23 protein-coding genes are annotated in these 15241 nt (G+C 65.2%); 1 reads left to right on the forward strand and 22 read right to left on the reverse strand.

All coding sequences use genetic code 11. The annotated features are described in order from the left end of the window. Positions 1-21 precede the first annotated feature (21 nt). The 22 genes from rpsH to rpsL all read right to left on the reverse strand — a co-directional run bounded on the left by rpsH (position 22) and on the right by rpsL (position 14002). Positions 22-420: a 30S ribosomal protein S8 gene (gene rpsH / locus ACFVXC_RS12345; protein ID WP_389904341.1), complete on the reverse strand. Its 399-nt coding sequence runs from the start codon at positions 418-420 to the stop codon at positions 22-24. Between the two features lie 224 nt (positions 421-644). Beyond that, positions 645-830 carry a type Z 30S ribosomal protein S14 gene (locus tag ACFVXC_RS12350; RefSeq protein ID WP_003948630.1) on the reverse strand — a complete coding sequence of 62 codons (186 nt, stop codon included), beginning with the start codon at positions 828-830 and terminating at the stop codon, positions 645-647. Positions 831-835: 5 nt separating this feature from the next. After that, a complete protein-coding gene (gene rplE, locus ACFVXC_RS12355; RefSeq protein WP_344522014.1) occupies positions 836-1393 on the reverse strand; it encodes a 50S ribosomal protein L5 in 558 nt (185 codons plus the stop codon). Beyond that, the gene (gene rplX / locus ACFVXC_RS12360) at positions 1393-1716 is read right to left on the reverse strand and encodes a 50S ribosomal protein L24 (protein ID WP_160506664.1); all 324 of its coding nucleotides are present in this window, start codon (positions 1714-1716) and stop codon (positions 1393-1395) included. The genes rplE and rplX overlap by 1 nt, the downstream gene beginning before the upstream one ends. A 2-nt stretch (positions 1717-1718) precedes the next feature. After that, on the reverse strand, positions 1719-2087 hold the full coding sequence (gene rplN, locus ACFVXC_RS12365) for a 50S ribosomal protein L14 (protein ID WP_073768975.1): 369 nt from the start codon (positions 2085-2087) through the stop codon (positions 1719-1721). Positions 2088-2191: 104 nt separating this feature from the next. Next, positions 2192-2476, reverse strand: coding sequence for a 30S ribosomal protein S17 (gene rpsQ / locus ACFVXC_RS12370; RefSeq protein WP_361837218.1), 285 nt, complete (start codon positions 2474-2476; stop codon positions 2192-2194). Continuing rightward, a complete protein-coding gene (rpmC, locus tag ACFVXC_RS12375) occupies positions 2476-2700 on the reverse strand; it encodes a 50S ribosomal protein L29 (protein WP_003998824.1) in 225 nt (74 codons plus the stop codon). Before rpmC ends, rpsQ begins: the two co-directional genes overlap by 1 nt. After that, the gene (gene rplP / locus ACFVXC_RS12380) at positions 2700-3119 is read right to left on the reverse strand and encodes a 50S ribosomal protein L16 (protein WP_135332557.1); all 420 of its coding nucleotides are present in this window, start codon (positions 3117-3119) and stop codon (positions 2700-2702) included. The genes rpmC and rplP overlap by 1 nt, the downstream gene beginning before the upstream one ends. 5 nt (positions 3120-3124) lie before the next feature. After that, a complete protein-coding gene (gene rpsC / locus ACFVXC_RS12385) occupies positions 3125-3967 on the reverse strand; it encodes a 30S ribosomal protein S3 (RefSeq protein ID WP_160506663.1) in 843 nt (280 codons plus the stop codon). Next, positions 3967-4314, reverse strand: a complete 348-nt coding sequence (rplV, locus tag ACFVXC_RS12390) for a 50S ribosomal protein L22 (protein ID WP_016645177.1) — start codon at positions 4312-4314, stop codon at positions 3967-3969. The genes rpsC and rplV overlap by 1 nt, the downstream gene beginning before the upstream one ends. A 41-nt stretch (positions 4315-4355) precedes the next feature. Then, a complete protein-coding gene (gene rpsS / locus ACFVXC_RS12395; RefSeq protein ID WP_160506662.1) occupies positions 4356-4637 on the reverse strand; it encodes a 30S ribosomal protein S19 in 282 nt (93 codons plus the stop codon). Between the two features lie 12 nt (positions 4638-4649). After that, positions 4650-5486 (reverse strand): 50S ribosomal protein L2, encoded by an 837-nt coding sequence (gene rplB / locus ACFVXC_RS12400; RefSeq protein WP_160506661.1) that lies wholly within the window; start codon positions 5484-5486, stop codon positions 4650-4652. 39 nt (positions 5487-5525) lie between these two features. Continuing rightward, on the reverse strand, positions 5526-5942 hold the full coding sequence (rplW, locus tag ACFVXC_RS12405) for a 50S ribosomal protein L23 (protein ID WP_389904343.1): 417 nt from the start codon (positions 5940-5942) through the stop codon (positions 5526-5528). Continuing rightward, entirely contained in the window at positions 5942-6595 is a 654-nt protein-coding gene (rplD, locus tag ACFVXC_RS12410; RefSeq protein WP_389904346.1) for a 50S ribosomal protein L4, read from the reverse strand. The genes rplW and rplD overlap by 1 nt, the downstream gene beginning before the upstream one ends. A 7-nt stretch (positions 6596-6602) precedes the next feature. Then, positions 6603-7247 carry a 50S ribosomal protein L3 gene (rplC, locus tag ACFVXC_RS12415; RefSeq protein WP_363212685.1) on the reverse strand — a complete coding sequence of 215 codons (645 nt, stop codon included), beginning with the start codon at positions 7245-7247 and terminating at the stop codon, positions 6603-6605. Positions 7248-7260: 13 nt separating this feature from the next. Beyond that, complete coding sequence (rpsJ, locus tag ACFVXC_RS12420) at positions 7261-7569, reverse strand: 30S ribosomal protein S10 (protein ID WP_003948644.1); 309 nt, start codon at positions 7567-7569, stop codon at positions 7261-7263. A 448-nt stretch (positions 7570-8017) separates the two neighbouring features. Beyond that, the gene (locus tag ACFVXC_RS12425) at positions 8018-8233 is read right to left on the reverse strand and encodes a DUF397 domain-containing protein (protein WP_389904348.1); all 216 of its coding nucleotides are present in this window, start codon (positions 8231-8233) and stop codon (positions 8018-8020) included. After that, positions 8230-9108 (reverse strand): helix-turn-helix domain-containing protein, encoded by an 879-nt coding sequence (locus tag ACFVXC_RS12430; protein WP_389904350.1) that lies wholly within the window; start codon positions 9106-9108, stop codon positions 8230-8232. Before ACFVXC_RS12430 ends, ACFVXC_RS12425 begins: the two co-directional genes overlap by 4 nt. Positions 9109-9643: 535 nt before the next feature. Beyond that, entirely contained in the window at positions 9644-10837 is a 1194-nt protein-coding gene (gene tuf, locus ACFVXC_RS12435; RefSeq protein WP_363212686.1) for an elongation factor Tu, read from the reverse strand. Between the two features lie 154 nt (positions 10838-10991). Continuing rightward, complete coding sequence (fusA, locus tag ACFVXC_RS12440) at positions 10992-13118, reverse strand: elongation factor G (protein ID WP_389904353.1); 2127 nt, start codon at positions 13116-13118, stop codon at positions 10992-10994. A 39-nt stretch (positions 13119-13157) separates the two neighbouring features. Next, the gene (rpsG, locus tag ACFVXC_RS12445) at positions 13158-13628 is read right to left on the reverse strand and encodes a 30S ribosomal protein S7 (RefSeq protein WP_003974303.1); all 471 of its coding nucleotides are present in this window, start codon (positions 13626-13628) and stop codon (positions 13158-13160) included. Positions 13629-13630: 2 nt separating this feature from the next. Next, a complete protein-coding gene (gene rpsL / locus ACFVXC_RS12450; protein ID WP_003948652.1) occupies positions 13631-14002 on the reverse strand; it encodes a 30S ribosomal protein S12 in 372 nt (123 codons plus the stop codon). A 378-nt stretch (positions 14003-14380) separates the two neighbouring features. Between rpsL and ACFVXC_RS12455 the strand changes: the two genes are divergently transcribed. Further along, on the forward strand, positions 14381-15118 hold the full coding sequence (locus tag ACFVXC_RS12455) for a Crp/Fnr family transcriptional regulator (RefSeq protein WP_389904355.1): 738 nt from the start codon (positions 14381-14383) through the stop codon (positions 15116-15118). Positions 15119-15241: the final 123 nt, after the last annotated feature.

Below are 15241 nucleotides of genomic sequence, written 5' to 3' on the forward strand. Positions count from 1 at the left end.
TAGCTATTCCTCCGTTCCCGACTACCAGACGTAGGCGAGGACTTCCCCACCTACGCCCTTCTTGCCTGCCTGCTGGCCGGTCAGGAGACCGTGGGAAGTGGAGATGATCGCCACTCCCAGGCCGCCCAGAACCTTCGGCAGGCTGGTGGACTTCGCGTAAACCCGGAGACCGGGCTTGGAGATCCGCTTGATGCCCGCGATGGAGCGCTCACGGTTCGGGCCGAACTTCAGCTCGAGGACGAGGTTCTTGCCGACCTCGGCGTCCTCGGTCTTCCAGCCCGTGATGAAGCCCTCCTGCTGGAGGATCTCCGCGATGTGAGACTTGATCTTGCTGTGCGGCATAGCCACGGTGTCGTGGTACGCCGAGTTCGCGTTACGCAGACGAGTCAGCATGTCCGCGATCGGATCAGTCATGGTCATGAATTGGCCTTCGGCCTCTCTCGCCGTGGTTTCCTATCTGCGCCATCCCTCTCCCCACTCAGAGGCGGGACGGGTGCGGCGCGGGGACCTACGGCGTAGTAAGTCGGTCAGGGCGGCAGGCGCCCAACCCTCCTAGCCTAAGGCATGGAGGGCCGGGTCACCTACCGACCAGATACTTACCGAGAGCCTCCAGTAATTCCCAAGTCCCTAAGGACAGAGGGGAATTACCAGGAGCTCTTGGTTACGCCCGGCAGCTCGCCACGGTGAGCCATCTCACGAAGGCAGACGCGGCACAGGCCGAACTTGCGGTACACGGAGTGCGGACGGCCGCAGCGCTGGCAGCGGGTGTAGCCGCGCACACCGAACTTGGGCTTACGAGCAGCCTTGGCAATAAGTGCCTTCTTCGCCATCTCGGTTACGCCTCCTTGAAGGGGAAGCCGAGGTGACGAAGGAGCGCACGGCCCTCAGCGTCGTTGGTCGCCGTGGTGACCACGGTGATGTCCATACCCCGGACGCGGTCGATCTTGTCCTGGTCGATCTCGTGGAACATGACCTGCTCCGTGAGACCGAAGGTGTAGTTGCCACGGCCGTCGAACTGCTTGGGGGACAGACCACGGAAGTCGCGGATGCGCGGAAGCGCGAGCGACAGGGTGCGGTCCAGGAACTCCCACATGCGGTCGCCACGGAGCGTGACGTGGCAGCCGATCGGCTGACCCTCGCGCAGCTTGAACTGCGCGATGGACTTCCGGGCCTTGGTGATGGCCGGCTTCTGACCCGTGATGGTGGTCAGGTCACGGACGGCACCGTCCATGAGCTTCGAGTCACGGGCGGCGTCGCCGACACCCATGTTGACCACGATCTTGACGAGGCCGGGGGTCTGCATGACGTTCTCGTAGGAGAACTCTTCCTGCAGCTTGCCCGCGATCTCCTCGCGGTACTTCGTCTTCAGACGCGGGCTGGTGGTGGTCGTCATCAGATGTCCTCACCCGTCCGCTTGGCAACGCGGATCTTGTTGCCGTCATCGTCGAAGCGGAAACCGACACGCGTGACGACCTTGTTGCCGTCCTTCTCCACGACCAGCTGGACGTTGGAGACGTGGACAGGGGCTTCGGTGGTCACGATGCCGCCGGCCTGCGAACCGCTGGCGGTCGGGCCGGCCTTCGTGTGCTTCTTGACCCGGTTGACACCCTCGACCAGGACGCGCTCGTCGCGCGGGTAAGCGGCAATGACCTTGCCCTGCTTGCCCTTGTCCTTACCGGTGATGACCTGAACCAGGTCGCCCTTCTTGATCTTCATGCTTACAGCACCTCCGGCGCGAGCGAGATGATCTTCATGAACTTCTTCTCGCGCAGCTCACGGCCCACCGGGCCGAAGATACGGGTGCCGCGAGGGTCGCCGTCGTTCTTGAGAATGACGGCGGCGTTCTCGTCGAAGCGGATGTACGAGCCGTCGGGACGGCGGCGCTCCTTGACGGTGCGAACGATGACAGCCTTGACGACGTCACCCTTCTTCACGTTGCCACCGGGGATCGCGTCCTTGACGGTGGCGACGATGACGTCACCGATACCCGCGTAGCGGCGACCCGAGCCACCGAGAACACGAATGGTGAGAATTTCCTTCGCACCCGTGTTGTCGGCGATCCGAAGTCGCGACTCCTGCTGGATCACGTCTATCTCCTGATTGTCTGCCGGTTCCCGGCGAGCTCCGTAAGTCGATTCACGGAGCTCACCGAGCCTGGCGGAACGAACTCCGAGGGATACCCCTCAGAGATTTACTTGGCCTTCTCGAGGATCTCGACGATGCGCCAGCGCTTGGTCGCCGACAGCGGACGCGTCTCCATCAGGAGGACGCGGTCGCCGACGCCGGCAGCGTTCTGCTCGTCGTGCGCCTTGAGCTTGTTCGTACGGCGGATGACCTTGCCGTACAGCGCGTGCTTGACGCGGTCCTCGACAGCGACGACGACGGTCTTGTCCATCTTGTCGCTGACGACCAGACCCTCACGGGTCTTGCGGAATCCGCGGTCGCTCTTGGTCTCAGTCACGTTGCTCTCGCTCATCAGGCGCTCTCCACCGTCTCGATGCCCAGCTCGCGCTCACGCATCAGGGTGTAGATCCGCGCGATGTCCTTACGGACGGCCTTGAGCCGCCCGTGGTTCTCGAGCTGACCGGTCGCCGCCTGGAAGCGGAGGTTGAACAGCTCTTCCTTGGCTTCGCGAAGCTTCGCGAGAAGCTCCTCGTCACCCAGTTCGCGCAGCTCGGACGCCTTGGTACCGGCCGACATCACGACTCACCTGCCTCGCGCCGAACAATCCGGCACTTCATCGGAAGCTTGTGAGCAGCGCGGGTAAGCGCCTCACGCGCAGTCTTCTCATTCGGGTAGGACAGCTCGAACATCACCCGTCCGGGCTTGACGTTCGCGACCCACCACTCGGGGGAACCCTTACCGGAACCCATGCGGGTCTCGGCGGGCTTCTTCGTCAGCGGGCGGTCCGGGTAGATGTTGATCCAGACCTTGCCGCCACGCTTGATGTGGCGGGTCATCGCGATACGAGCCGCCTCGATCTGGCGGTTGGTCACGTACGCCGGAGTGAGGGCCTGAATCCCGTACTCGCCGAACGCAACCTGCGTACCACCCTTGGACATACCGCTGCGCTTGGGGTGGTGCTGCTTGCGGTGCTTGACCCTACGAGGGATCAGCATGTCGGTCAGGCCTCCGTTCCGGTGCTCTCAGCCGGAGCGGCAGCTGCGGCGGGAGCGTCGGCCTTGGGGGCCTCGGCAGCCGGCGCTGACTGCTGCTGCGGCTTGCGGCCGCGGCCGCCACGCTCGCCACCACGGCCACCACGGGCCGGGCGGTCGTTGCCGCCACCACGGGCCGGGCGGTTACCCGCACGGGCCGCGGCGTTCTCGGCGCGGACCTCGGCGATGTTCTTGACGTCGCCCTTGTAGATCCAGACCTTCACGCCGATACGGCCGAAGGTCGTCTTGGCCTCGAAGAAGCCGTAGTCGACGTTCGCGCGGAGGGTGTGCAGGGGCACACGGCCCTCGCGGTAGAACTCCGAGCGAGACATCTCGGCGCCGCCGAGACGGCCGCCACACTGGATCTTGATGCCCTTGGCGCCGGCCTTCATCGTCGACTGCATGCTCTTACGCATGGCGCGACGGAAGGAGACGCGGGAGGACAGCTGCTCGGCAACGGCCTGCGCGACAAGCTGAGCGTCGACCTCGGGGTTCTTGACCTCGAGGATGTTCAGCTGAACCTGCTTGCCCGTGAGCTTCTCGAGGTCACCGCGGATGCGGTCGGCCTCGGCGCCACGGCGGCCGATGACGATGCCGGGACGCGCGGTGTGGATGTCCACCCGCACGCGGTCACGGGTGCGCTCGATCTCAACCTTCGAGATGCCGGCGCGCTCCATGCCGGACGTCATCATCCGACGGATGGCGACGTCTTCCTTGACGTAGTCCTTGTACAGCTTGTCGGCGTACCAACGCGACTTGAAGTCGGTGGTGATGCCGAGGCGGAACCCGTGCGGGTTTACCTTCTGGCCCATTACCGGGTTCCTTCCTTGCTGCTGACGACCACGGTGATGTGGCTGGTCCGCTTACGGATCCGGTAGGCACGGCCCTGAGCACGCGGACGGAACCGCTTCAGGGTCGGGCCCTCATCCACGTACGCCTCGCTGATGACCAGCGAAGAGGCGTCACTGTGGTCGTAGTTGTGTGCAGCATTGGCAATGGCGCTGTCAAGCACCTTGCCAACCGGCACGCTCGCGGCCTGCGGGGCGAAACGCAGGACCGCCTGAGCCTCCGTGGCATCCATGCCACGGATGAGGTCCACCACTCGGCGGGCCTTCATGGGCGTGACGCGGATGTACCGCGCCTGGGCCCTGGCTTCCATGGTTGTCCCTTCGGTGTAAGTCATAGTCGTTCCACCCCGCGCTAGCGGCGCTTCGACTTCCGGTCGTCCTTGACGTGGCCGCGGAAGGTGCGAGTCGGCGAGAACTCGCCGAGCTTGTGGCCGACCATCGCCTCGGTGACGAACACCGGGATGTGGGTCTTGCCGTTGTGCACCGCGATCGTGTGGCCCAGCATGGCCGGGACGATCATCGAGCGACGGGACCAGGTCTTGATGACGTTCTTGGAACCTGCTTCGTTCTGGACATCCACCTTCTTGATGAGGTGTCCGTCGACGAAGGGTCCCTTCTTGAGACTGCGCGGCATCTAAACCCGCTCCTAGCGCTTCTTGTTCGTCTTGCGGCGGCGGACGATGTACTTGTTGCTCGCCTTCTTCGGCGAACGAGTACGACCCTCCTTCTGACCCCACGGCGAGACCGGGTGACGACCACCGGAAGTCTTGCCTTCACCACCACCGTGCGGGTGGTCGACCGGGTTCATCGCCACACCGCGAACGGTCGGGCGAACGCCAAGCCAGCGCTTACGGCCGGCCTTGCCCCAGTTGATGTTCGACTGCTCGGCGTTGCCGACCTCGCCAATCGTGGCGCGGCAGCGGACGTCGACCAGACGGATCTCACCGGACGGCATACGAAGGTGGGCCATGGAGCCCTCCTTCGCCAGCAGCTGCACGGAGGCACCCGCGGAGCGGGCGAACTTCGCGCCGCCGCCGGGCCGCAGCTCGATGGCGTGGATGGTCGTACCGACCGGGATGTTGCGGAGCGCCAGGTTGTTGCCCGGCTTGATGTCCGCGCCCGGTCCGTTCTCGACCCGGTCACCCTGCGACAGGTTGCGGGGGGCCAGGATGTAGCGCTTCTCGCCGTCCGCGTAGTGCAGGAGCGCGATGCGCGCGGTGCGGTTCGGGTCGTACTCGATGTGCGCGACCTTCGCCGGCACGCCGTCCTTGTCGTGACGACGGAAGTCGATCACTCGGTAGGCGCGCTTGTGTCCGCCACCCTGGTGGCGAACGGTCACACGACCGGCGTTGTTACGGCCGCCCTTGCTGTGCAGCGGGCGGACCAGCGACTTCTCCGGCGTGGACCGCGTTACCTCGACGAAGTCGGCGACGCTGGAGCCACGACGGCCCGGCGTAGTCGGCTTGTACTTGCGGATTCCCATTTCTCAGTCCTCGTCCGATATTCGGACCAGGGCGCTCCGTTAGGAGGCCTGGCCGAAGATGTCGATACGGTCGCCCTCAGCAAGGGTCACGATCGCGCGCTTGGTGTCAGCGCGCTTACCGAACCCCGTGCGGGTGCGCTTGCGCTTGCCCTGGCGGTTGATCGTGTTGACCCCAGTGACCTTGACCGAGAAGACCGCCTCGACGGCCTGCTTGATCTGGGTCTTGTTGGCGCCGGGCGCAACGACGAAGGTGTACTTGCCCTCGTCGAGGAGCGCGTAGCTCTTCTCAGAGACGACCGGCTTGACGAGGACGTCACGGGGGTCCGTGAAGCTCTTGCTCAGCGGCGTCTGAACGGTGTTCTTGCCCTCGGTGGCGTGGCGCTTCGCCTTGGCGAGGCGCGCGGCCTTGGCGACCTTGGCCGCCTTGGGGGCGATGCTCGGGTGACGCGTTGCCATCAGGCTTCGCTCCCTTCGGTCTCATCGGCCTTGGGGCCAGACACGAAGGACTCGAAGGCGGCCTTGGTGAAGACCACGTCGTCCGAGACGAGCACGTCGTACGTGTTCAGCTGGCCCGGCTCCAGGATGTGCACCTGGGGCAGGTTGCGCGCGGAGAGCAGCGAAGTCTCGTCCGCCCGGTCGATGACCAGGAGCACGTTCTTACGCTCGCTGACCTTGCCGATCAGCGTCTTCGCGGCCTTGGTGGAGATGTCGCCCTCGACCACGTTGGTGACAACGTGGATACGAGCGTTGCGGGCCCGGTCGGTGAGGGCGTGGCGCAGGGCCGCGGCCTTCATCTTCTTCGGGGTCCGCTGCGAGTAGTCACGCGGCTGCGGGCCGTGGACGACGCCACCGCCTGCGAACTGCGGCGCACGGGTCGAACCCTGGCGCGCGCGGCCGGTGCCCTTCTGGCGGTACGGCTTCTTACCACCACCGCGGACTTCACCGCGGCGCTTGGTCTTGTGCGTGCCCTGTCGGGCAGCGGCCAGCTGTGCGACAACGACCTGGTGGAGAAGCGGGATGCTGATCTTCTCTACGTCGAAAATCTCCGAGGGGAGCTCGACGGTCCCGGCCTTGTCGCCTGCCGGCGAAAGGATGTCAATGGTGCTCATCGGTTCCTCAAGCCCCCTTGGCCGCGGTACGGACCAGGACGAGGCCGCCGTTCGGACCGGGAACTGCGCCCTTGATGAGGAGCAGGCCCTTCTCCGCGTCAACGGCGTGAACGGTCAGGTTCTGGGTGGTGACCCGCTCGTTGCCCATACGGCCCGCCATGCGGAGGCCCTTGAACACACGGCCCGGGGTGGCACAGCCACCGATGGAACCGGGAGAGCGGTGCTTGCGCTGGGTGCCGTGACCGGCGCCGAGTCCCTTGAAGTTGTGACGCTTCATGACACCGGCGAAGCCCTTGCCCTTGCTCTTGCCCGTGACGTCAACCTTGACGCCGGACTCGAACACCTCGGCAGTCACCTCCTGGCCCAGCGTGTACTCGCTGGCGCCAGGGGTGCGGATCTCCACCAGGTGGCGGCGGGGGGTCACGTCGGCCTTGGCGAAGTGACCCTTGAGGGGCTTGTTCACCTTGCGAGGGTCGATCTCGCCGAAGGCGATCTGGACCGACTCGTAGCCGTCGGAGTCATTCGTACGGACCTGGGTAACGACGCAGGGCCCGGCCTTGACGACGGTGACCGGGACGACACGGTTGTTCTCGTCCCAGACCTGGGTCATGCCGAGCTTCTCGCCCAGGACGCCCTTGATCTGCTTAGTCATCTGTCCGCGCCTCTCAGAGCTTGATCTCGATGTCGACGCCGGCCGGAAGGTCCAGGCGCATCAACGAGTCAACGGTCTTGGGCGTCGGGTCGAGGATGTCGATCAGGCGCTTGTGCGTGCGCATCTCGAAGTGCTCGCGCGAGTCCTTGTACTTGTGCGGCGACTTGATGACGCAGTACACGTTCTTCTCAGTGGGCAGCGGCACCGGGCCTGCGACCGACGCACCAGTGCGAGTCACCGTCTCGACGATCTTCTTCGCCGAAGAGTCGATGACCTCGTGGTCGTAGGCCTTGAGCCGGATGCGGATCTTCTGTCCCGCCATGGCTACTTGGTAGTCCTGTCTCTCGAAACGCTCTGGAACCTGGTGTTCTACTCATCTTCTGACCGACCCACGCGGTCGGGCGTGTCGCAATCTCACCAACGAAATCTCCCGAAGGAAATCCACTGCTGTGGGATCGCGGCCCAAGGACCGCTGGCCGGGGAGAAGAAACCCACCGGGCGCCTGGTCAGTACCCCGCCCACGCTTCCCAGAAGATTCCCGTACGTCCGCTCCAGCGCTGCCTTACGGCAGATGGGGCGACGAGTACTGTGGGACTCGCTTCCGGTCCTCCCGGCGGGAGGCGCGCAGCATCGGCACTCAACCGAGCAACCCCGACAGTCTGCCATACGGGTACAGGCGCTGGCCAATCGGAGCCCGGGATCGTACCCGGTGACCGACGAAGGTCAAACTCCGACCTCCACTCAGAGGCGCGTTCCCGGGGAAAGTCCGGCTACAGCCTGTCCCCGGACGCGTACGCGACGAAGTCCGCCCAGGCCGTGCCACCCACGGCGAAACGGGGGCCCTGCGTGTTCTTGGAGTCGCGGATGTGGACCGCGCCGGGGGCGCGGGCGACCTCGATGCAGTCGGCCTCGCTGCTGTTGCTGCTGTAGCTGCTCTTGAACCAGTCCAGTTCGAGCAGGCCCTCAGCGGAGGTCTTGCGGATCATGCTTCTCCCAGCAATTGCTCGACGAAGGCCAGCGACTCCCCTGGAGTGAGAGCCTGGGCCCGGATCATGCCATAGCGCAGTTCCAGGATGTGGAGCTGCTTGGGCTCCGTGACCGGCCTGCCGTTGAACGCCCCTTCCGACCGCCCCACGGCCGATCCATCCTTGAACTTCAGCACCTGCAGCTCGCCCGGCATTCCGGCATGCTCTTCTCGCTCCGTCGGCATCACCTGAATCGACACCGCCCTCAACTGGCCAAGCTCCAGAAGGCGTTCGAGCTGTCGGCGCAGCACCATTCTGCCTCCGAGGGGGCGTCGGAGCGTCACCTCTTCCTGCACGAAACTGAGCGCGGGCGCCGGTGAGCGCTCAAAGATGACCTGCCTGGCCTGGCGCGCGGCCACCGCCCTCTCGATCTCGTCCGGCCCGTAAGCGGGCAGCCGCATCTCGAACAGCGCACGCGCATACTGCGGCGTCTGCAACAGCCCGTGGATGTTGTGGTCGCCGTACGCCAGCAGCTCAGCAGCCTGCGCCTCCATCCTCGCCAGATCCCGAACCTTCTTCGGATACCGGGCCTCCGCCACGTCCTCCTTCATCGCCGCGACAGCCCCACCCGCCCCGAGCACCTCATCAGCCTTCTCCAGGTACTCAGCCCGAGGAATCCGTTTCCCCGACTCGACCTTGTAGACGAGGCCCTCCCCGTACCCCATCGCCGCACCGAACTCAGCGGCGCGCAGCCCGGCCGCCTCACGCCGGGCCCGCAGCTGCCGCCCCACAAAGGCGACGATCGCCGCGCCCTGCTCGTCGTCCGGATCGACCTCCCAGCCAGGTTCCTCGGCCTCCTGCTCACTCACCGTCGCGGCACTCGTCGTCCGTTCCATCCGCCTCCGCCTCCCGCCTCGCCGAACTTCCCCGCCACGTACCGTCAGCGCCTGTACCCGTACGCCGCCCTGGACAGGCAGTACAGCCCTGGACAAAGCGTGGGCAGTCACCGTACGCAACCGTCGTGTCACTGAGCAGCGTAGAAGTCGAAGGCCACGCTGAGTGACGTGAATCAGGAAACCGCCGAACTCCCGCGCACCACCCGTCACTTCAGCGTCCAGCTCTCACCGGACCGGTCCTGTCCGAGATCCACCCGACACCCCAGGGTCCGCACTACGCCACCCGTAAGGACTTCGTCTATGGCGAAGACGTCGCCATCGGCAAGTGGACGCCTTCGACCGAGGGCCTGCCCCGCTATGAGAACCAGGTCGGCGTGCCGGGCGCATAAGCCTCCGGCGCGGGTGGAGCAGCACGCGAAAGGGCCCGTACGACCGAAGTCGTACGGGCCCTTCCGTTACTGCGTGTACTGCCTTTACTGCGATGCGCTCAGTTCAGAGCAACCGGGTTACCCCGATCCGCAAGCAAGCGGGAAGCTTACTTGTTGATCTTGGTGACCTGGCCGGCGCCGACGGTCCGGCCACCCTCACGGATGGCGAACTTCAGGCCCTCTTCCATCGCGACGGGCTGGATGAGCTCAACGGTCATCTCAGTGTTGTCGCCCGGCATGACCATCTCGGTGCCCTCGGGGAGGGTCACGACGCCGGTCACGTCCGTGGTGCGGAAGTAGAACTGCGGGCGGTAGTTGTTGAAGAAGGGGGTGTGACGGCCACCCTCGTCCTTCGACAGGATGTAGGCCTGGGCCTCGAACTCGGTGTGCGGCGTGACCGAACCGGGCTTGATGATGACCTGGCCGCGCTCGACGTCCTCGCGCTTGATGCCACGGAGGAGCAGACCGACGTTCTCACCGGCCTGGCCCTCGTCGAGCAGCTTGCGGAACATCTCGATGCCGGTGACCGTGGTGGTGGTCTTCTCGGTCTTGATGCCGATGATGTCGACGGTCTCGTTGACCTTGAGGATGCCACGCTCGATACGACCGGTGACGACGGTGCCACGACCGGTGATCGTGAAGACGTCCTCGATCGGCATCAGGAACGGCTTGTCGACGTCACGCTCGGGCTCCGGGATGGACTCGTCGACAGCCTTCATCAGGTTGAGGACGGACTCACCCCACTCCTTGTCGCCCTCGAGCGCCTTGAGCGCCGAGACCTTGACGACCGGCAGGTCGTCGCCCGGGAACTCGTACTCGGAGAGGAGCTCACGGACCTCGAGCTCGACGAGCTCCAGGATCTCCTCGTCGTCCACCATGTCGGCCTTGTTCAGGGCGACGACGATGTACGGAACGCCGACCTGGCGGGCCAGGAGCACGTGCTCCTTGGTCTGCGGCATCGGGCCGTCGGTGGCGGCGACCACGAGGATGGCGCCGTCCATCTGCGCGGCACCCGTGATCATGTTCTTGATGTAGTCCGCGTGCCCGGGGCAGTCGACGTGCGCGTAGTGACGCGTCTCCGTCTGGTACTCGACGTGCGCGATCGAGATCGTGATACCGCGCTGGCGCTCCTCAGGAGCCTTGTCGATCTGGTCGAAGGCCGAAGCCTCGTTCAGGTTCGGGTACGCGTCGTGCAGCACCTTGGTAATGGCGGCCGTGAGGGTCGTCTTACCGTGGTCAATGTGACCGATGGTGCCGATGTTGACGTGCGGCTTAGTCCGCTCGAACTTTGCCTTCGCCACTGAATCCTCCTGCGGAGTGGTTCTGTACGCCTTGCTTCATCGGCGCCAGGTGATCTTTGCTGGGATGCCCGGGGCACCCGGGGCACCCGGCCCGAAGAGGGTCGGAATGCCCCGGAGACTCCGGAGTCAAGCCTAAAGCGTCAACTCGGGTGAGTTACTCGCCCTTGGCCTTCGCGATGATCTCCTCGGCGACGTTCCGCGGAACCTCGGCGTAGGAGTCGAACTGCATTGAGTAGCTTGCGCGACCCGACGTCTTGCTGCGGAGGTCTCCGACGTAGCCGAACATCTCCGAGAGGGGCACGAGGCCCTTCACGACGCGAGCGCCGCTGCGCTCCTCCATGGCCTGGATCTGGCCACGACGAGAGTTGATGTCACCGATGACATCACCCATGTAGTCCTCGGGCGTGGTGACCTCGACGGCCATCATCGGCTCGAGCAGCACGGGCTTCGCCTGGCGCGCGGCCTCCTTGAAGGCCTGCGAACCGGCGATCTTGAACGCCAGCTCGGAGGAGTCGACCTCGTGGTAGGCGCCGTCGAGAAGCGTGATGCGGACACCAGTCATCTCGTAGCCCGCCAGGATGCCGAACTGCATGGCCTCCTGCGCACCGGCGTCCACCGACGGGATGTACTCCCGCGGGATACGGCCACCGGTGACCTTGTTCACGAACTCGTACGACGCCTCGCCGCCCTCGATGGGCTCGATCGCGATCTGCACCTTGGCGAACTGACCGGTACCACCGGTCTGCTTCTTGTGGGTGTAGTCCACGCGCTCGACGGCCCGACGGATCGTCTCGCGGTACGCGACCTGGGGCTTGCCGACGTTCGCCTCGACGCGGAACTCGCGCTTCATGCGGTCGACGAGCACCTCGAGGTGAAGCTCGCCCATACCACCGATGATGGTCTGGCCGGTCTCCTCGTCCGAGTGCACCTGGAAGGAGGGGTCCTCCTCCGAGAGGCGCTGGATGGCTACACCCAGCTTCTCCTGGTCACCCTTGGACTTGGGCTCGATGGCGACCTGAATGACCGGCGCCGGGAAGTCCATGGACTCCAGGATGACCGGCTTCTTGTCGTCACACAGCGTCTCACCGGTGGTGGTCTGCTTCAGGCCCATGACGGCGACGATGTCGCCGGCGCCCACCGACGCGATCTCCTCACGCTTGTTCGCGTGCATGCGGTAGATCTTGCCGATGCGCTCCTTCTTGCCCTTGACGGAGTTCAGCACCGCGGTGCCGGCCTCCAGGCGACCGGAGTAGATCCGGACGAAGGTGAGCTTGCCGAGGTGCGGGTCGCTCGCGATCTTGAACGCCAGAGCCGAAAGGGGCTCCTCGTCCGAAGGCCTGCGCTTGACGACGACCTCGGGGTCCTTGACGTCGTGGCCCTCGATGGCCTCGACGTCCAGGGGCGAAGGCAGGTAACGCACGACCGCGTCGAGCAGGGGCTGAACGCCCTTGTTCTTGAACGCGGTGCCACAGAACACGGGGGTGACGGTGGTGTCGCCGCCCTTGCCCGACGCGATGGTGATGCGACGGATGGCGTCGTACAGCTGGTCCTCGCTGGGCTCCTGGCCCTCGAGGTACAGCTCCATCATCTGCTCGTCGTTCTCGGCGACAGCCTCGAGGAGCTTCCCGCGCCACTCATCAGCGGCCTCGGTGTGCGTCGAGGGGATGTCGACGATGTCGTACGCCTCGCCCATCTTGGTCTCTGCGGACCAGACGAAGGCCTTCATCGTGACGAGGTCGACGACACCCTTGAAGTCAGCCTCTGCGCCGATGGGCAGCTGCATGACGATCGGGGTCGCACCGAGGCGGTCGACGATCATGTCGACGCAGCGGTGGAACTCGGCACCCGTACGGTCGAGCTTGTTGACGAAGCAAATACGCGGGACGCCGTAGCGGTCAGCCTGACGCCACACAGTCTCGGACTGGGGCTCAACACCGGCGACGCCGTCGAACACCGTCACGGCACCGTCGAGCACGCGGAGCGAACGCTCCACCTCGACGGTGAAGTCGACGTGGCCCGGGGTGTCGATGATGTTGATGGTGTGGTCGACGTCGTTCATCGGCCAGTGACAGGTGGTGGCAGCAGAGGTGATCGTGATGCCACGCTCCTGCTCCTGCTCCATCCAGTCCATGGTGGCGGCGCCATCGTGGACTTCACCGATCTTGTACGACACACCGGTGTAGAACAGGATCCGCTCGGTGGTCGTCGTCTTGCCCGCGTCGATGTGGGCCATGATGCCGATGTTGCGCACCTTGGCCAGGTCAAGTGAAGTGGTAGCCATATCGGCTCAGTCTTCTCTCGGTCTCGATGTGGGTAGCGACTACCAGCGGTAGTGCGCGAAGGCCTTGTTGGACTCGGCCATCTTGTGGGTGTCCTCACGCTTCTTCACAGCGGCACCAAGGCCGTTGGAGGCGTCGAGGAGCTCGTTGAGCAGACGCTCGGTCATGGTCTTCTCGCGACGGGCGCGGGAGTAACCGACCAGCCAGCGCAGGGCGAGCGTGTTCGCACGGCCCGGCTTGACCTCGATCGGGACCTGGTAGGTCGCGCCACCGACACGGCGGGACTTGACCTCGAGAGTCGGCTTGATGTTTTCCAGCGCGCGCTTGAGCGTGATGACCGGGTCGTTGCCGGTCTTCTCGCGCAGGCCCTCCATGGCGCCGTACACGATGCGCTCAGCGGTGGAGCGCTTGCCGTTCAGCAGCACCTTGTTGATGAGGGAGGTCACCAGAGGAGAACCATAGACCGGGTCGATGATGACCGGGCGCTTCGGGGCGGGGCCCTTACGAGGCATTTCTACTTCTCCTTCTTGGCGCCGTAGCGGCTGCGGGCCTGCTTGCGGTTCTTGACACCCTGGGTGTCAAGGGAGCCGCGGATGATCTTGTAACGAACACCCGGCAGGTCCTTCACACGGCCACCACGCACGAGCACGATGGAGTGCTCCTGCAGGTTGTGTCCCTCACCCGGAATGTAGGCCGTAACCTCGATCCCGGAGGTCAGACGCACACGCGCGACCTTACGGAGTGCCGAGTTCGGCTTCTTCGGGGTGGTCGTGAACACACGCGTGCAGACGCCGCGGCGCTGGGGCGAACCCTCGAGTGCGGGCGTCTTGTTCTTCTCGACCTTGTCCTGCCGGCCCTTTCGGACCAGCTGCTGGATCGTAGGCACTACTTCTCCGGTTTCTGTGTGCCGAATAGTAAAGCTAACCTGGAACATCGCCGACCCACGCGGTCGGGTGTGTCGAATACTGCAGACTCTTGCCGCAAGGCGGAAAGTGGCGCAGATTACGGCGGCCGTTATCGGACTCACGCTGCGGTTGAAGACACGCGCGCGAGCCCAGGCACACCCCAGGCACAAGGTCTGAGCGTACCTACCTCATCGGGTTCGGTCAAAACAAATGCGGTGGGGGGCGACACGCCGGGCTTTTCGGCGCGGATGTGATCGGTCTCGGCCAGTGCGGCTGGTTGTCGCTCGTTCCCCGCACGGCTACCTCAAGTACGTTGACTGGTTGCGAGATCAATGGCATCGGTGCACGGGGGCAGCGGGATGACCGGGGGGCAAGCGTACGCGCGGGACGGCGACGGCCTGGATGACCGGGTCCCCTTTCTCGCACGCCTCGAGAGAGACGACCGCACCGCGCTGCTCGCGATCGGCCGGCCCCTGAGCTATCCCGCACGAAGCGTCATCATGCGTCAGGACGAGCCGTCCACCCATGTGCTGCTGCTCCTGCAGGGCTGGACCAAGGTCACGGTGACCGCGGCCAACGGCTACGAGGCCCTTCTCGCCCTGCGCGGCCCAGGCGACATCATCGGCGAGGGCGCCTCCCTCAGCGGACGTGGCCGCTCGGCGACCGTGACCGCGTTGGAGCAGGTCGAAGCGGTGGCCATCGAGGAGAGCCGCTTCACGAGATTCCTCACCGGCAGCCCCCAGGTGGCGCTCAAGCTCCTCGGCCTGGCCACCGACAGGCAGCGCTCCACCGACCGCCGCCGGCTGCAGTGGGCGGCACTGGCAGTGCGCGAGCGGCTCGCCCTCCTGCTGCTCGACCTCGTACGCACCCACGGCACGCGGACCGAGGAGGGCATCGAGCTCACCGTCGCGCTCAGTCAGCAGGAGTTCGCCGGTTCGGTCGGGGCCTCACGGGAGGCGGTCGCCCGGCTACTGAAGGAGTTGCGCGACCGGAAGGTCGTCATCACTAGCCGCCGCCGCGTCATCGTGGTCCGGCCCGACATCCTGCGCCGCATAGCCGGAAGCGGCAGCGGGAGCGGGACGGAAATCGACGAGTGAGCGGTTCATAACTAAACGTATCTCTGTGCACACAGTCACACTTCGTCCGCGTCATCGGCCCTCTGTCGTCTCGCCCCGCCCCGCCATCGTGCTGGTCAACGGAATCGAACCGGCGAGAGGCAG

This window comes from Streptomyces sp. NPDC058257 (genome assembly GCF_042881845.1).
Lineage (GTDB): Bacteria > Actinomycetota > Actinomycetes > Streptomycetales > Streptomycetaceae > Streptomyces.

Bases quoted from the DNA above. Each gene is read 5' to 3' on its own strand.
- rpsH (WP_389904341.1), bottom strand. From the start codon at position 420: ATGACCATGACTGATCCGATCGCGGACATGCTGACTCGTCTGCGTAAC.
- ACFVXC_RS12350 (WP_003948630.1), bottom strand. From the start codon at position 830: ATGGCGAAGAAGGCACTTATTGCCAAGGCTGCTCGTAAGCCCAAGTTC.
- rplE (WP_344522014.1), bottom strand. From the start codon at position 1,393: ATGACGACCACCACCAGCCCGCGTCTGAAGACGAAGTACCGCGAGGAG.
- rplX (WP_160506664.1), bottom strand. From the start codon at position 1,716: ATGAAGATCAAGAAGGGCGACCTGGTTCAGGTCATCACCGGTAAGGAC.
- rpsQ (WP_361837218.1), bottom strand. From the start codon at position 2,476: ATGAGCGAGAGCAACGTGACTGAGACCAAGAGCGACCGCGGATTCCGC.
- rpmC (WP_003998824.1), bottom strand. From the start codon at position 2,700: ATGTCGGCCGGTACCAAGGCGTCCGAGCTGCGCGAACTGGGTGACGAG.
- rplP (WP_135332557.1), bottom strand. From the start codon at position 3,119: ATGCTGATCCCTCGTAGGGTCAAGCACCGCAAGCAGCACCACCCCAAG.
- rpsC (WP_160506663.1), bottom strand. From the start codon at position 3,967: ATGGGCCAGAAGGTAAACCCGCACGGGTTCCGCCTCGGCATCACCACC.
- rplV (WP_016645177.1), bottom strand. From the start codon at position 4,314: ATGGAAGCCAGGGCCCAGGCGCGGTACATCCGCGTCACGCCCATGAAG.
- rpsS (WP_160506662.1), bottom strand. From the start codon at position 4,637: ATGCCGCGCAGTCTCAAGAAGGGACCCTTCGTCGACGGACACCTCATC.
- rplB (WP_160506661.1), bottom strand. From the start codon at position 5,486: ATGGGAATCCGCAAGTACAAGCCGACTACGCCGGGCCGTCGTGGCTCC.
- rplW (WP_389904343.1), bottom strand. From the start codon at position 5,942: ATGGCAACGCGTCACCCGAGCATCGCCCCCAAGGCGGCCAAGGTCGCC.
- rplD (WP_389904346.1), bottom strand. From the start codon at position 6,595: ATGAGCACCATTGACATCCTTTCGCCGGCAGGCGACAAGGCCGGGACC.
- rplC (WP_363212685.1), bottom strand. From the start codon at position 7,247: ATGACTAAGCAGATCAAGGGCGTCCTGGGCGAGAAGCTCGGCATGACC.
- rpsJ (WP_003948644.1), bottom strand. From the start codon at position 7,569: ATGGCGGGACAGAAGATCCGCATCCGGCTCAAGGCCTACGACCACGAG.
- ACFVXC_RS12425 (WP_389904348.1), bottom strand. From the start codon at position 8,233: ATGATCCGCAAGACCTCCGCTGAGGGCCTGCTCGAACTGGACTGGTTC.
- ACFVXC_RS12430 (WP_389904350.1), bottom strand. From the start codon at position 9,108: ATGGAACGGACGACGAGTGCCGCGACGGTGAGTGAGCAGGAGGCCGAG.
- fusA (WP_389904353.1), bottom strand. From the start codon at position 13,118: ATGGCTACCACTTCACTTGACCTGGCCAAGGTGCGCAACATCGGCATC.
- rpsG (WP_003974303.1), bottom strand. From the start codon at position 13,628: ATGCCTCGTAAGGGCCCCGCCCCGAAGCGCCCGGTCATCATCGACCCG.
- ACFVXC_RS12455 (WP_389904355.1), top strand. From the start codon at position 14,381: ATGACCGGGGGGCAAGCGTACGCGCGGGACGGCGACGGCCTGGATGAC.